Origin of the sequence: Streptomyces sp. YGL11-2, from assembly GCF_050054615.1 — a bacterium.
In the GTDB taxonomy this organism is placed as follows: Bacteria; Actinomycetota; Actinomycetes; order Streptomycetales; family Streptomycetaceae; genus Streptomyces.
Genome location: NZ_JBNHIN010000008.1, coordinates 244,477 through 259,673 on the forward strand (window position 1 = coordinate 244,477; position 15,197 = coordinate 259,673).

Consider the following 15,197-nt stretch of genomic DNA (forward strand, 5'->3'; position numbering starts at 1 on the left):
CCTACCGGCCCCGTCCCCAGGGCCCGCCCTATGAGCCGTGCCCTAGCGGGGCGCCCCCGACCCGTAGCGGCGCAGCAGTGGCGAGAGGACGAGGACGGACTTGGTGCGCTCGACGAACGGTTCGCCGGCGATCCGTTCCAGGACGCGTTCGAAGTGCCGCATGTCCGAGGCGAAGACCTGGACGATGGCGTCCGCCTCTCCGGTGACGGTGGAGGCGGACGCCACCTCCGGGTAGCGCGACAGGCCGCGGTGGATCGCCTCGGGCGAGGTGTTGCGGCGGCAGTAGATCTCGATGAACCCCTCGGTCTCCCAGCCGAGGGCGGCCGGGTCGACCCGGACGGTGAATCCGGTGATCGCGCCGTCCGCCCGCAGCCGGTCCACCCGGCGTTTGACGGCCGGTGCGGACAGGCCGACCTCCTGGCCGATGTCCGCGTAGCTGCGGCGGGCATCCTCGGCGAGGGCGTGCACGATGCGTTCGTCGAGATCGTTCAGTCGCACTGCGGGCGGGTCACTTCTCTGCGGTGGCCAATCGGGAGCGGCGCAAGCCGTATCCGAAGTAGATCACAAGGCCGACGACCATCCAGACTCCGAAGACCACCCAGGTCACGGCGCCGAGACTGGACATCACGAAGACGCAGAGGAGGAAGCCGATCGCCGGGAAGAGCGGCCAGAGCCGCGTACGCGAGAGCGGCGTGCGGAAGGACCGCGGCATGGTGGGCCGGGTGCGACGCAGCACGATCACCGCGATGTTGACCAGCGCGAAGGCGAACAGCGTGCCGATGCTGGTGGCGTCGGCCAGCTGGCCCAGCGGGACCGCCGCGGCGAGCACCCCGCAGAAGAGGGAGACGATGACGGTGTTGACCCGCGGTGCGCCGCTCTTGGGGTGCACCCTGGAGAACACCTTCGGCACCAGCCCGTCGCGGGACATCGCGAAGAGGATGCGGGTCTGGCCGTAGAGGACGGTCAGTACGACGCTGGCGATGGCGACGACGGCGCCGAGGGCGAGCAGGACGGCCCAGAAGTCCTGGCCGGTGACCGACTTGAGGATCCCGGCGAGCGCGGCCTCCGAGCCCTGGAACTTCTGCCACGGCATCGCGCCCACCGCGATGGCGGCGACCAGGCAGTAGAGCGCGGTGACGATGACCAGCGACAGCATGATCGCGCGCGGCAGGTCGCGCTGCGGGTTCTTGGCCTCCTCACCCGCCGTGGAGGCCGCGTCGAAGCCGATGTAGGAGAAGAACAGCGTGGCGCCGGCGGCGCTGACGCCGGCCATGCCCATCGGCATGAAGTTGGCGTAGTTGCCGGACTTGACGCCCTGGAGCGCGACGCCGCAGAAGAGCAGCAGCGCGACGATCTTGACGGCCACCATGATCGTGTTGGCGCGGGCGCTCTCCTTGGCACCGCCCAGCAGGAAGACCATCGCGAGCATCACGACCAGCAGCGCCGGAAGGTTGAAGTAGCCGCCCTGGCCCGGCGGGGCGGAGAGCGCGGTGGGGATGGTGATGCCGAGGGTGCCGTCGAGCAGCTCGTTCAGGTACTGGCCCCAGCCGACGGCGACGGCCGCGACCGAGACGCCGTACTCCAGGATCAGACACCAGCCGCAGACCCAGGCGACCAACTCGCCGAGGGTGGCGTAGGCGTAGGAGTACGACGAGCCGGAGACGGGGATGGTGCCGGCCAGCTCGGCGTAGGAGAGCGCGGAGAACAGCGCGGTGATGCCGGCGATGACGAAGGAGATCACGACCGCGGGACCGGCGGCCGGGACCGCCTGGCCGAGCACCACGAAGATGCCGGTGCCGAGCGTGGCGCCAATGCTGATCATGGTCAGCTGCCAGACGCCCATCGAGCGGCGGAGCGTGCCTCCCTCGCCCTTGCCGCCCTCGGCCACCAGGCGCTCGACCGGCTTGCGGCGCATCAGTCGGGTGCCGAGTCCTCCGGCGGGGGGCGACGGGGCGTCGGTGTTCCCCGGGGGCGGGGCTGCGCCGTTCTCCAACACTGGGTGGCTCCTTTATCGCTGCCGGTCAGACTGACAGATTCCGACACATTTCCGTGACGGCGACCGCAGCGGCCGTGTGCGGGCAGCACGAACCACCCCAGCAGGAGACCGCCGAGCAGGCGGTCTCCGCCACTCCACGTACAGCGCATGACCTTACGGCCCCGCGTTGACCTGCCGTAATGCAGGTTCCTTGCGCAACCGCAGCTGATCATTGCGCACCGGGCCCGGCGGCGGTGGTTCGTTGCATCCAAGCGCCCGGAATCGCGGTCCGCCGGGGGACGCGAACGGCCCCGCACCGGATCGGTGCGGGGCCGTTGCGCGGCGCCTGCGGGAGCCGTACGCGGCTCCGGGCGGCTAGTTCCAGCTGTCGTGCAGCGGCTTGCCCTCGGCGTAGCCGGCGGCGCTCTGCACGCCGACGACGGCCTTCTGGGCGAACTCCTCCAGGGACGCGGCACCGGCGTAGGTGCAGGAGCTGCGGACGCCCGCGATGATCGAGTCGATCAGGTCCTCGACGCCGGGGCGCGCCGGGTCGACGAACATCCGCGAGGTGGAGATGCCCTCCTCGAACAGCGCCTTGCGGGCGCGGTCGTAGGCCGACTCCTCGCTCGTGCGGTTACGCACCGCACGCGCGGAGGCCATGCCGAAGCTCTCCTTGTACGGCCGGCCCTCGGCGGTGTGCTGGAGGTCGCCGGGCGATTCCAGGGTGCCGGCGAACCACGAGCCGATCATGACGTTGGACGCGCCCGCGGCCAGCGCCATGGCGACATCGCGCGGGTGCCGCACGCCACCGTCGGCCCAGACGTGCTTGCCGTACTTCTTCGCCTCGGCGGCGCACTCCAGCACCGCCGAGAACTGCGGGCGGCCCACACCGGTCATCATCCGGGTCGTGCACATGGCGCCCGGTCCGACACCGACCTTGATGATGTCCGCGCCGGCCTCGATGAGGTCGCGGACGCCCTCGGCCGCGACGATGTTGCCCGCCACGATCGGGACCTGCGGGTCCAGCGCCCGGACGGCCTTGATCGCGCTGATCATCGACTCCTGGTGGCCGTGCGCGGTGTCCACGACGATGGTGTCCGCGCCGGCGTCCAGCAGCGCCTTGGCCTTGCCCGCCACATCGCCGTTGATGCCCACGGCGGCCGCGATGCGCAGCTTGCCGTTGGCGTCCGTGGCGGGGGTGTACAGGGTGGCGCGCAGGGCGCCCTTGCGGGTCAGGATGCCGACCAGCATGCCGTCCGCGTCGACCGCGGGCGCCAGCTTGCGGTTGGCGGCGTCGAGGCGGTTGAACGCCTCGCGCGGGTCGATGTCCGCGTCCAGGACCAGCAGGTCCTTGGACATGACCTCGGCGACCTGGGTGAAGCGGTCCACCCCGGCCAGGTCGTGCTCGGTGACGACACCGACCGGCCGGCCGCCCTCGACCACGATGCCCGCGCCGTGCGCCCGCTTGGGCAGCAGCGACAGGGCGTCCGCGACGGTCGAGATCGGGGACAGCACGATGGGCGTGTCCAGGACCAGGTGGCGGTGCTTGACCCAGGTGATGACGTCGGTGACGACATCGAGCGGGATGTCCTGCGGAATGACGACCAGGCCACCACGGCGGGCGACGGTCTCGGCCATCCGGCGGCCGGCGATCGCCGTCATGTTGGCGACCACCAGCGGGATGGTCGTGCCCGAGCCATCGGGCGAGGCGAGGTCCACGCCCTGGCGGGAGCCCACGGCGGAGCGGCCGGGCACCATGAACACGTCGTCGTAGGTCAGGTCGTAGGGCACCGAAGAACTCTCTTCGAGGGCGCCGTTCTTCGGATTCAGGAATCGCATACCGCCAGGATACGGGCCCTGACCAGGACTCATGCGATTGTCCTACGGGCCAGCGAGCCGCATGGTGCGATCCGCCAAGCCCGTGCCCGGCCACCTGGGCGGCGGCTCACCGGGCGTGCCCGCAACGTCGCGGAACGGCGCGCGGGGCGGACGCCCGGCGGCCGCTACGCCCCCTGCCGGCCGCGCCCCCTGGCCATGATCACCGCGAGCCCGGTGTCACTGTCCCGCCAGTACCCGACCGCGTCCGCCAGCACCGCCTCGACCACGCTCCAGTCCTCCGGCACGGCGGCGGCGTAGCCCTGCCAGCCCGTGACGACCAGCAGCCGGCCGCGGCCGGCGGGGCACCACGAGAGGTCGGTGAGGCAGTCGGCCAGCGCGTCCCAGTTGCGGCCGAAGTGGTCCGGCAGCCGCAGCGAGCGCGCACAGCGGTCCATGAACTCGGCCTTGTCCAGGGCGTCTTCGAGGTCGAGCGCGGCGGCGCGCCAGCCCGCGTCCCGGGCGGCGGCCAGCGCGTCCGCCACCGGGCGGTCCGCCGGCCAGGACAGCACCCCCGCGGGCGTACTGCCGTCCAGCACCGCCGCGAGCGGCCGGGGCACCTCGGCCGTCATCGGAGCACCGCCCGAGGACCGCGTCCCCCGGAGAACGCCCTCCGGGCCCCCGGACGCGGCGCGTGTGGCCTACATCCCCCCGTGTCTCCCTCGTCGAACATCCTGCACGTCATCGGAGCACCGCCTTGAAGGTCCGGTAGTGGTCGTCGGTGTAGAACGTCTCGTGGCTCTTGCCGGTGATCAGACGGCGCGCGCCGCGGTCCCGCGCTCCCGGCGTGGAGACCGTGTACTCGTGGTAGTAACCGCGCGGCTCCTTGGGCAGCTGCCGCTCGTAGTTGCCGAAGACGGTGCCGTCCTTCGGATACGGGAACGGCCCGCCCGCGTCGATGAGCTTCAGGGTGTGCTGCGCCTCCGCGGGCAGCCGGCCGGCCTGGACGGTCGGCATCCCCTTCGCCCAGCCCGGCGCGCCGGAGGTGCCGGTCGCCCCCGTGCCCGCCGTGTTCGTGCCGGCCGGCCGGTGCGAGGCGGACGAACTCCCTTTGCCGCCACCGCCGGTGGAGCAGCCGGTGAGAACGAGAAGCAGGGCGGCGAGCAGTGCGCCGACGACGGCGGCGGCCCGCCGCGGGGCGGAGTGGATCAGCATGCGCCGATGCTGTCACAGCCGCGCCCGGGCTGCTCGCCGGTCCGCGCACCGGAGCGCACGCGGCCGGGAGCGGCGGACCGGTGCCGCGAGCTGCGCCGCTGCCCTGGAGGGCCACACGGCCCTCGCCGTCACCTGCCGTCCGGGTCCGCCCGGTCCAGGGCGGGCCGCGGCCCGGGGCCGGTCTCCAGGAGGAGGTGGTCGGCGGCGGCGGTGTCCGTCACCAGGCTGGTGACCAGCCCGGAGCGCAGCACCGCGCCGATCGCCGCGGCCTTGCGCCGGCCGCCGGCGATCGCCACGACCTCGGGGATGCGGCGCAGCCGGTCCGCCTCGACCGTGATGCACCGCTCGCCCAGATCGCGGCCGATGCGCCGGCCTTCGGCGTCGAAGAGGTGCGCGGACATCTCGGCGGCGGCACCCAGCGAGGCGTAGTGCTCCCGCTCCTCCTCCGACAGCATGTCGTAGACGGTCGAGACGCCCGGCTCCCAGGAGCCGATGGAGACGCAGGCGACGGTGACCTTGTCGAAGTACTCGAAGGCCCGGGCGATACCCGTCTGGCCGCGCAGCGCGGCGGCGGTCGCCGAGTCGGGCAGCAGCATCGGCGCGTAGATCGGGTGCGCCTCGCCGCCGGAGACGTCGGCCGCGCGGCGCACCGCCTCGACCGAGCCGCGGTCGGCGGTGCCGGCGTCGTACACACCGGTCAACTGGACGACCGTGCACGGCGGGAGCCGGTGCAGCGCGGCCGCCATGTGGATGGTCGAGCGCCCCCAGGCGAGCCCCAGGACGTCGCCCTCGGCGACCAGTTCGCCGAGCAGGTCTGCCGCGACCTCGCCGAGGTTCTCGGGGTCGGCGGCGTCCTCCGAGGCGTCCGCGGGCGATTCGACGACGACCGCGTGCCGCAGGCCGTAGCGGGCCCGCAGGGCGTCGGAGCGCTCCGCGTCCAGCTCGGAGGGCACCCGGATCTCGATCCGTACGAGATCGCGCTCCAGGGCCGTCTCCAGTACGCGGGCGACCTTGAACCGGCTGACGCCGAACTCCTCCGCGATCTGGATCTTGGACTTGCCCTCAAGATAGAAGCGGCGAGCCATCGCCGCGGCCTGCACCAGCTCGGCGGGGCCCATTCCGGACTGTGGGCGGCTGGCTACCACGAAAATCTCCCCTTTTGCGCATCTGATCGAGTCTTTGCTCATCCTTTCAGAAACCCGAGGTGTACGGGGACCAAGACCGACCCGACGAGCATGAACGCTCGGTTGCCGAAAGGACAACCGGTGGCGCGCATCACGCCGGAAAAGCCGGCCCCGGCCCGCGTACCGGCCGGGCGCGCTCGATCAGTGCGCGCAGCCCCAGCTCGCGGCCGTCGCCGCCTCGGCCTTCTCCCGCAGGTCGCGGACCGCCTTGGCCGGGTCGTCGGCCCCGTACACCGCCGAGCCCGCCACGAACACGTCGGCGCCCGCCTCCGCGCACCGCTCGATGGTGGACGCGGAGACCCCGCCGTCCACCTGGAGCCACAGCTGGAGGCCGTGCCGGGAGATCAGCTCACGGGTGCGGCGGATCTTCGGCAGCATGATGTCCAGGAACGCCTGGCCCCCGAAGCCGGGCTCCACGGTCATGATCAGCAGCATGTCCAGCTCGGGGAGCAGGTCCTCGTACGGCTCGATCGGGGTGGCCGGCTTGAGCGCCATCGACGCCCGCGCGCCCTTGGCCCGGATCTCCCGCGCCAGACGCACCGGTGCGGCGGCGGCCTCCGCGTGGAAGGTCACGGACCCTGCCCCCGCTTCTACGTAGCGCGGCGCCCAGCGGTCCGGGTCCTCGATCATCAGGTGCAGGTCGAGGGGGGTGTCCGTCGCCCTGCTCAGCGACTCGACGATGGGCACGCCGAGCGTGAGGTTGGGGACGAAGTGGTTGTCCATGACGTCGACGTGGAGCCAGTCGGCGCCCTCGACGGCCTTCGCCTCCTCGGCGAGGCGGGCGAAGTCGGCGGACAGGATGCTGGGGTTGATCAAGGCCATGCCACCAGTATGGCCCGGCGGCCGCGCGCGGCCGGCGGCGGGCCCGGACAGCGCCTCACCCGGCACGCACGGGTCCGCCCCGGCCGGATGCGACACCCGGCCGGGGCGGAACGGCTGCGACCTTGTGCGACTAGCGCTTCAGGGACGCCAGCGCCTGGTTCAGCGTCGCCGACGGACGCATCACCGCGGACGCCTTGGCGGCGTCGGGCTGGTAGTAGCCGCCGATGTCGGCCGGGGAGCCCTGCACCGCGATCAGCTCGTCGACGATGGTCTGCTCCTGCTCGCCCAGCGTCTTGGCCAGCGGGCCGAACGCCTCGGCAAGCTGCGCGTCGTCGGTCTGCTTGGCCAGCTCCTGGGCCCAGTAGAGCGCGAGGTAGAAGTGGCTGCCGCGGTTGTCGATACCGCCCAGCTTGCGACTCGGCGACTTGTTCTCGTTGAGGAACGAGCCGGTCGCGCGGTCGAGGGTGTCGGCCAGGACCTGCGCACGGGCGTTGCCCGTGGTCGTCGCCAGGTGCTCGAAGCTGACCGCGAGGGCCAGGAACTCGCCCAGGCTGTCCCAGCGCAGGTAGTTCTCCTTGACCAACTGCTGGACGTGCTTCGGGGCGGAGCCGCCGGCGCCCGTCTCGAACAGCCCGCCGCCGTTCATCAGCGGGACGACCGAGAGCATCTTGGCGCTGGTGCCCAGCTCCAGGATCGGGAACAGGTCGGTCAGGTAGTCACGCAGGACGTTGCCGGTGACCGAGATGGTGTTCTCGCCGCGGCGGATCCGCTCCAGGGAGAACGTGGTCGCGTCGACCGGCGACTTGATCTCGATCTGCAGGCCGTCGGTGTCGTGCTCCGGCAGGTACGCCTTGACCTTCGCGATGAGCTGGGCGTCGTGCGCACGGCCCTCGTCGAGCCAGAACACGGCCGGGTCGCCGCTCGCGCGGGCGCGGGTCACGGCGAGCTTGACCCAGTCCTTGATCGGGGCGTCCTTGGTCTGGCACATCCGGAAGATGTCGCCGGCGCTCACGACCTGCTCCAGCACCACGGTGCCGGCCGCGTCGAGAACGCGCACCGTGCCGGTGGTCGGGATCTCGAAGGTCTTGTCGTGGCTGCCGTACTCCTCGGCCTTCTGCGCCATCAGGCCGACGTTGGGCACCGAGCCCATCGTGGCCGGGTCGAAGGCGCCGTGCGCCCGGCAGTCCTCGATGACGGCCTGGTAGACGCCGGCGTAGCTGCTGTCCGGGATGACGGCGAGGGTGTCGGCCTCCTGGCCGTCCGGGCCCCACATGTGGCCGGACGTACGGATCATGGCCGGCATGGAGGCGTCCACGATGACGTCGCTGGGGACGTGCAGGTTGGTGATGCCGCGGTCGGAGTCGACCATCGCCAGCTCGGGGCCGTCGGCCAGCTCGGCGTCGAAGGACGCCTTGATCTCGGCGCCGTTCGGCAGCGACTCCAGGCCCTTGTAGATGCCGCCGAGGCCGTCGTTGGGGGTCAGCCCGGCGGTCGCGAAGGTCTCGCCGTACTGGGCGAAGGTCTTCGGGAAGAACGCGCGGACGACATGGCCGAAGACGATCGGGTCGGAGACCTTCATCATCGTGGCCTTCAGGTGCACGGAGAACAGCACGCCGTCGGCCTTGGCGCAGGCCACCTGCGCGGCCAGGAACTCGCGGAGCGCCGCGACGCGCATGACGGACGCGTCGACGACCTCGCCGGCCAGTACCGGTACCGACTCGCGCAGCACGGTGGTGCTGCCGTCGTCGCCCGACAGCTCGATGCGCAGCGTGCCGTCCTCGGCGACGACCGCGGACTTCTCGGTGGAGCGGAAGTCGTCGGCGCCCATGGTGACGACGTTCGTCTTCGACTCGGGCGTCCAGGCGCCCATGCGGTGCGGGTGGGCCTTGGCGTAGTTCTTCACCGAAGCCGGCGCCCGGCGGTCGGAGTTGCCCTCGCGCAGCACCGGGTTGACCGCGCTGCCCTTGACCTTGTCGTAACGGGCGCGGATGTCGCGCTCCTCGTCGGTCTTCGGGTCGTCCGGGTAGTCCGGCAGCGCGTAGCCCTGCTTCTGGAGCTCGGCCACGGCAGCCTTCAGCTGCGGGATCGAGGCCGAGATGTTCGGCAGCTTGATGATGTTCGCGCCCGGGGTCTTGGCCAGTTCGCCGAGCTCGGCGAGCGCGTCGTCGATGCGCTGGCTCTCCTCAAGACGCTCCGGGAAGCTGGCGATGATCCGCCCGGCCAGCGAGATGTCACGGCTCTCCAGCGTCACCCCGGCCGTCGCGGCATACGCCTCGACCACCGGCAGGAACGAATACGTCGCCAGGGCCGGGGCCTCGTCAGTGTGGGTGTAAATGATGGTCGAGTCAGTCACCGGGTGCTCCGCTCCATCCACGTCTCAACATTGCTTGACATCAAGATATCTCGTGCCCGGGGCCCGCTCGACAGGGGTCCGCCTCCACTGCGGCCGAAACCGGCCGCTCGCGTCCGCCGCCTCCCCGGCCGGACACCGTTCACGCCCGGACACACGGCGACGGCCCCGGACAGCCCCTCGCCCGGGGCCCTCCGAGGCCGTCACGTTCCGCCGCCGGCCCGGCGGCGGGCGGAGAACTCAGTCCGTCCGGCGAAGAAGCGCCAGATACATCGCGTCCGTCCCGTGCAGATGCGGCCACAGCTGCACGTCCGGCCCGTCACCGAGCGCCGGCACCCCGGGCATCAGCGGCCGGGCGTCCACCCACTCGACCTCCACCGCGGCACCCCCGCGCCCCTTGATCACGTCCTCCACCACGGCCCGGGTCTCCGCCGGATGCGGCGAGCAGGTCGCATAGCCCACCACCCCACCTACCCGCACGGCCGCCAGCGCCTGGCGCAGCAGCTCCCGCTGGAGCGGCGCGAAACCCTCCAGATCCTCGGGGCGGCGCCGCCAGCGGGCCTCGGGACGGCGGCGCAGCGCGCCCAGGCCGGTGCACGGCACGTCCACCAGCACCCGGTCGAAGGCGCCGGGCCGCCAGGCCGGGCGGGTGCCGTCCGCGGCGATGACCGCGTACGGGCCGGGGTTGCCGTCGAGCGCCCGCGCCACCAGGCGGGCGCGGTGCGGCTGCTTCTCCGACGCCAGCAGGGCCGCGCCGCGCTCCGCCGCGAGCGCGCCCAGCAGCGCCGCCTTGCCGCCCGGCCCCGCGCAGCCGTCCAGCCAGACCCGGTCCGGGCCGTCCAGGGGCGCGTTGGCCAGCGCGATCGCGACCAGCTGGCTGCCCTCGTCCTGCACCCCGGCCCGGCCCTCGCGCACCGGGTCCAGCGCACCCGGCTCACCGCCCTCGGCCAGCCGCACGGCATACGGGGACCAGCGCCCCGGCAGCGCGCCGCCCTCGCCGACGGCGTCCAGCAGCTCCTCGGCGGTGGCCCGGCCGGGGCGCGCCACCAGCGTCACCTCGGGGCGCTCGTTGTCCGCCTCCAACAGGTCCTCGATACCGGCGCGGCCACCGCCCAGGGCGTCCCAGAGCGCCGAGACGATCCATCGGGGGTGGGCGTGCACGATCCCGAGATGGTCCTCGGGGTCCTCGTCGTACTCCGGAGCCACCCGCTCCAGCCAGCCGTCGAGATCGTGCGCAGCGACCTTGCGCAGCACCGCGTTGACGAACTTCGCCCGCCCGTCGCCCAGCACCACCCGCGCCAGCTCGACGCTCGCGCTGACCGCGGCGTGGGTCGGAATCCGCGTCCCGAGCAACTGGTGCGCGCCGAGCGTCAGCACGTCCAGCACCGGCGGGTCGACCTCGCGCAGCGGCCGGTCCACGCACTGCGCGACGATCGCGTCGTACGTCCCCTGGCGGCGCAGCGACCCGTACACCAGCTCGGTGGCCAGCGCCGCGTCCCGGGAGTCGAACTCCCCGCCCTCCCGCGCCTTGCGCAGCAGCGGGGGCAGCACCAGGTTCGCGTAGGCGTCCCGCTCGTCGACGGCCCGCAGCGCCTCGAACGCGAGGATCCGCACCGGGTCCTTCTGGGGGCGGCGGTAGGGCTTGCGGGTGCCATGGCGGCGGGGCGGCTGCTGACTCACAGAAAAGGTGCTCCGGATACGGGAAGTGGGTTCCGCCCCAGCCTACGCGGGCGCCCCGGCGCCGGCGCGCCGGGCCGGACCGCCGGCCCCGGGTCAGGCCGGGGGCTGCTCGCCCAGCCGCTCCCCGGCCGCGATCCGTACGCCGCGCGCCCAGTCCGCGCCCTGCATCGGCTTCTTTCCCTGCGGCTGGACCCAGAGCAGCTCGACCGGCCGGCTGCCGGTGCCGACGTAGACGGCCTTCTTCGTGCCGGCCAATTCGCCGGGCGCCAGGGCGAGTTCGGCGGGGTCGGGGGCGATGGCGGTCGCGATCAGCTTGAGGCGCTCACCGCGGAAGACCGTCCAGGCCCCGGGCGCCGGCGCGCAGCCGCGGACCACCCGGTCGACCCGCAGCGCCGGTGCCGTCCAGTCGACCCTGGCGTCCTCGACCTCGATCTTCGGCGCGAGCGAGACGCCCTCCTCCGGCTGCGGCACCGCCTTGAGGGTGCCGTCCTCGATGCCGTCCATCGTGGCGACGAGCAGACCGGAGCCGGCGAACGCCAGCCGGGTGAGCAGATCGCCGCTGGTGTCCGTCGACCGCACCTCCTCGGTCAGCACCCCGTACACCGGACCGGAGTCCAGGCCCTGTTCGATCTGGAACGTCGTGGCACCGGTCACCTCGTCGCCGGCGAGCACCGCGTGCTGCACGGGCGCCGCACCGCGCCACGCCGGCAGCAGGGAGAAGTGCAGGTTGACCCACCCCTTGGGTGGGATGTCCAGCGCGACCTTCGGCAGCAGCGCCCCGTAGGCGACCACCGGGCAGCAGTCCGGCCCGATCTCCCGCAGCCGGGCGAGGAAGTCCTCGTCCCGCGGCTTGACGGGCTTGAGGACCTCGATGCCCGCCTCCTCCGCACGCTCCGCGACCGGGCTGGCGACCAGCCGGCGGCCCCGCCCGGCGGGTGCGTCGGGCCTCGTCACGACGGCCACCACCTCATGCCGGTCCGAGGCGATCAGGGCATCGAGGGCGGGTACGGCGACCTCGGGGGTGCCGGCGAAGACAAGCCTCATGGGTGACGGACTACCTCTCACACGCAGCGGAACGGCGCACCAGTCTATGGCTCTTGGCCCAGGTCATGGGTCCGGACGGCGGGGGCGTGCGAAGTCGCCCGCGCCCCGCGCACAAGCTCGTACGCCCCCATACCGTGACCAGAGCCGCTCCTGTCGCGTTGGTCAAGCAGCATTGACCTGTATGCGGGCCGCTTTGGCGGCCCGACTGCTTTCACCCTTCCTTTCCACGCCGGTTCGAGAGGCTTGCTCATGGCCGACCACGCAACCCACGACGCCCAGGCGCGCGCCAGCCTTCATCTCCTGGTGCGGGACATCGAGCGGGTCCGCCGGCAGGTGGACGCCCTGCGCACGCTCACCGCGCAGCTCGGCAACGTCTACCGACCGCGCCGCACGGGCCCCTCCGCGGGCTTCGTCGTCTACGGACGCGCGCCCGCGCCCACCGTGCGCCTGGCGCAGGAACTCCGGGACAGCGTCGAGACCCTCGTCACCGCCGCGGTCGACTTCGACCGCTCGCTGGGATTCTCCTGGGACGCGGTGGGCTCCGCGCTCGGCGTCACCAAGCAGGCCGTGCACCGCCGTTACGGTGCGCGCCGGGCCGCCGCCCAGCCGCCCGCCGACGGCGGCGACTCCGCGGTGCGCTCCTCCGACGCCTCCGCGGCCCGCACGGTCAGCCTGGCCGGCGGCCTGCCCGGCTCCCCGTCCGTGCCCGCCGCCCGTTCCATGCCCACCCAGCCCTCCGCCGCCACCAGGGACGAGCCGGCGCGCCCCGGCGCCTTCCCCGGCCCCCGCAACGGCTGACACCCCGCCGGCCCAGCACGCTCCGCACGCTCGGCGAACGACGCTTGCCAACGCCCCGGGACCGCCTGCCGACTTCGGTCCCGGGGCGGCACCGTTCGCGGGCGGCCGCCTCACCCGAGATCGGGCGGATCGATCCGCACCCGCACCGGCTCGCCCTCCCGCTTGACCAGTCGCGCCGCGCGGGCGGCCTTCAGTGCCGCGGCCAGCGCCGTCCCCTGGCCCGGCCGGACCCGCACGAGCGCCCGCTCCCACGCCTCGCCGGGCGGCGGATCCCCCGGCCTCCGGGGCCGCCCGGGATCCGGCACCGGGAGCGGCACGGGACCCAACACCTCGGCCCCCGCGGGGAGTTCGGCCGACCGCAGCAGGCCGGCGACGTCCTCGACGCGGCCCGCCACCGACGCCATCCGGGACACCGGCGGGAACCCCAGCTCCGCCCGCTCGGCCAGCTCGCGGACCGCATGGCCGACCGGATCCCAGCGCACCAGTGCCTGAACCGGCCGCAGCGTCGGCTCCGCTATCACCGCGACCGTGCCGCCCTCGGCCTGTCCCCGGACCAGCGCGGCGGCCCCCAGCCAGCGGCGCAACGCCTCTTCCCCCGCCCGGAGATCCGGCCGGCCCAGCAGCGCCCAGCCGTCCAGCAGCAGCGCGGCGGCGTACCCCGAGCCCTCGGCCACCGGCTCGGCCCCCGGCGTGCTCACCACCAGCGCGGGCGCCCCCGGCACCGACGCCAGCACATGGTCCCGCCCCGACGTGCGCACCGGCACCGCGGGGAACGCCCGGCCCAGCTCCTCGGCCGTACGCCGTGCGCCCACGATCTGCGCCCGCAGCCGGACCCCGCCGCACTCGACGCAGTGCCAGTCCGGCTCCTCCCGCCCGCACCAGGCGCAACCCAGCTCGCCGGCCGCACGCGCCTCCAGGGGGCCGGCGCACGCCCGGCAGCGGGCGGGGGTCCGGCACCGCTCGCACGCCAGCCGGGGCGCATAGCCGCGCCGCGGCACCTGCACCAGCACCGGCCCGTGCTTGAGCCCCTCGCGGACCACCTGCCACGCCATCGTCGGCAGCCGGGCGGCCCGCGCCGCGGCGTCCCTGGCCTCGTCGCCGTCGCCGACCGTACGCACCAGCGGCGCCGCGGCCCGCACCTGCTCGCGGTCGGCGGTCAGTGGCCGGGCCCAGCCCGTCTCCACCAGCTGTGCCGCCTCGACCGTGCAGCTCAGCCCGCCCAGCAGAAACCCGGCCCGCTCGCTCACCGACCGCTGGATCAGCACCTCCCGGGCATGCGGCTGGGGAGCGTGCGGATCGCTGTGACTCGCGTCCCCGTCGTCCCACAGGGCGACCAGCCCGGGATCGGCGACCGGCGCGAACATCGCCGCCCGCGTCCCGACCACCGCACGGACCGCCCCCCGGCTGACCGCCAGCCACCGTCGATACCGCTCCTCGGGCCCGGTATCCGCGGTCAGCAGCACATGGCGGCCCGCCCCGATCAGCTCCTCCAGCGCCGCGTCCACCCGGGCCGCGGCCCGCCCGTCCGGCACCACCACCAGCGCCCCGCGCCCGCCGGCCAGCGCCGCGGCGGCGGCCCGCGCCAACTCCTGCGGCCAGGTCGCCCCCGGCAGCGCCGTCCACACCGCCCGCGGCGCGTCCCCCCGCGCGAGCGCCGACAGGAACCCGGCACCGGCCCCGTACCGAATCCAACTCCCGGACTCCGGCGGCGCGTTGGGTGGCAGCGGCGCATCGGACGGCTTCGCCTCGGCCCGTGCCCGGCGGGGCGGCACCGCCAGCTGCACCACATCCGCCAACGACCCGGCATAGCGGTCCGCGACCGACCGGCACAGCGCCAGCAGCTGCGGCGTCAGCACCCGCTCCGGCGACAGCACCTGCGCGATCGGCGCCAGCACCCCCCGGAACTCACTCTCCGCCACCCGCTCCACGATGAACCCGCTGACGAGCTTGCCGCCCTCCCGGCGGCCGCCCTTCTCCCCCGCCCCGAACCGCACCCGCACCCGCACCCCGGGCTGCGCCTCGGCGTCCATCGCGGCCGGCACCGCATAGTCGAAGAACCGGTCGAGATGCACCAGCCCCTTGTCGACCAGCACCCGGGCCACCGGCAGCCCGGCGGCCAGCTCGGCCCCCCGCCACGTCCGCGGCCTGGCCCGCTCCCCCTTCGTCTCCCGCACCGCCTCGCGGATAAGGGCCAGCTGCTCCCCCCCGCCCGGCTCCGTCCGTCCGTTCTCCCTGCTCACAGCATCAGTCTTAGCAGACGGGTCCGACAGCGGGCGGGGGCTGTGGAGCGCCGACGGCCCCGAACCACCGTGTG

The 15,197-nt window shown here is 73.6% G+C and carries 12 protein-coding genes; 1 reads left to right on the plus strand and 11 read right to left on the minus strand.

The features are described from left to right. Positions 1 to 42: 42 nt before the first annotated feature. From ACO1BR_RS12550 to fmt, 10 genes are all read right to left on the minus strand, one after another. The gene (locus ACO1BR_RS12550; protein ID WP_043263468.1) at positions 43 to 498 is read right to left on the minus strand and encodes an Lrp/AsnC family transcriptional regulator; all 456 of its coding nucleotides are present in this window, start codon (positions 496 to 498) and stop codon (positions 43 to 45) included. A gap of 10 nt (positions 499 to 508) precedes the next feature. Next, positions 509 to 1,996, minus strand: a complete 1,488-nt coding sequence (locus ACO1BR_RS12555; RefSeq protein ID WP_426795133.1) for an amino acid permease — start codon at positions 1,994 to 1,996, stop codon at positions 509 to 511. Positions 1,997 to 2,350: 354 nt separating this feature from the next. Next, positions 2,351 to 3,814 carry a GuaB1 family IMP dehydrogenase-related protein gene (locus ACO1BR_RS12560; protein WP_426795134.1) on the minus strand — a complete coding sequence of 488 codons (1,464 nt, stop codon included), beginning with the start codon at positions 3,812 to 3,814 and terminating at the stop codon, positions 2,351 to 2,353. A 164-nt stretch (positions 3,815 to 3,978) separates the two neighbouring features. After that, positions 3,979 to 4,422 carry a barstar family protein gene (locus tag ACO1BR_RS12565; protein WP_426795135.1) on the minus strand — a complete coding sequence of 148 codons (444 nt, stop codon included), beginning with the start codon at positions 4,420 to 4,422 and terminating at the stop codon, positions 3,979 to 3,981. A 109-nt stretch (positions 4,423 to 4,531) separates the two neighbouring features. Beyond that, complete coding sequence (locus ACO1BR_RS12570; protein ID WP_426795136.1) at positions 4,532 to 5,005, minus strand: ribonuclease domain-containing protein; 474 nt, start codon at positions 5,003 to 5,005, stop codon at positions 4,532 to 4,534. Between the two features lie 128 nt (positions 5,006 to 5,133). After that, positions 5,134 to 6,123 (minus strand): sugar-binding transcriptional regulator, encoded by a 990-nt coding sequence (locus ACO1BR_RS12575; protein ID WP_159509932.1) that lies wholly within the window; start codon positions 6,121 to 6,123, stop codon positions 5,134 to 5,136. A 207-nt stretch (positions 6,124 to 6,330) separates the two neighbouring features. After that, the gene (gene rpe, locus ACO1BR_RS12580; protein WP_426795137.1) at positions 6,331 to 7,011 is read right to left on the minus strand and encodes a ribulose-phosphate 3-epimerase; all 681 of its coding nucleotides are present in this window, start codon (positions 7,009 to 7,011) and stop codon (positions 6,331 to 6,333) included. A 130-nt stretch (positions 7,012 to 7,141) separates the two neighbouring features. Next, a complete protein-coding gene (locus ACO1BR_RS12585; RefSeq protein WP_426795138.1) occupies positions 7,142 to 9,364 on the minus strand; it encodes an NADP-dependent isocitrate dehydrogenase in 2,223 nt (740 codons plus the stop codon). Positions 9,365 to 9,601: 237 nt separating this feature from the next. Further along, positions 9,602 to 11,041 (minus strand): RsmB/NOP family class I SAM-dependent RNA methyltransferase, encoded by a 1,440-nt coding sequence (locus ACO1BR_RS12590; RefSeq protein ID WP_426795139.1) that lies wholly within the window; start codon positions 11,039 to 11,041, stop codon positions 9,602 to 9,604. Positions 11,042 to 11,134: 93 nt separating this feature from the next. Further along, entirely contained in the window at positions 11,135 to 12,085 is a 951-nt protein-coding gene (gene fmt / locus ACO1BR_RS12595) for a methionyl-tRNA formyltransferase (protein ID WP_426795140.1), read from the minus strand. 249 nt (positions 12,086 to 12,334) lie between these two features. Between fmt and ACO1BR_RS12600 the strand changes: the two genes are divergently transcribed. Beyond that, positions 12,335 to 12,883 (plus strand): hypothetical protein, encoded by a 549-nt coding sequence (locus tag ACO1BR_RS12600; protein WP_426795141.1) that lies wholly within the window; start codon positions 12,335 to 12,337, stop codon positions 12,881 to 12,883. Positions 12,884 to 12,993: 110 nt separating this feature from the next. Here ACO1BR_RS12600 and ACO1BR_RS12605 read toward each other — a convergent pair whose 3' ends face one another. Then, entirely contained in the window at positions 12,994 to 15,123 is a 2,130-nt protein-coding gene (locus ACO1BR_RS12605; RefSeq protein WP_426795142.1) for a primosomal protein N', read from the minus strand. Positions 15,124 to 15,197 lie beyond the last annotated feature (74 nt).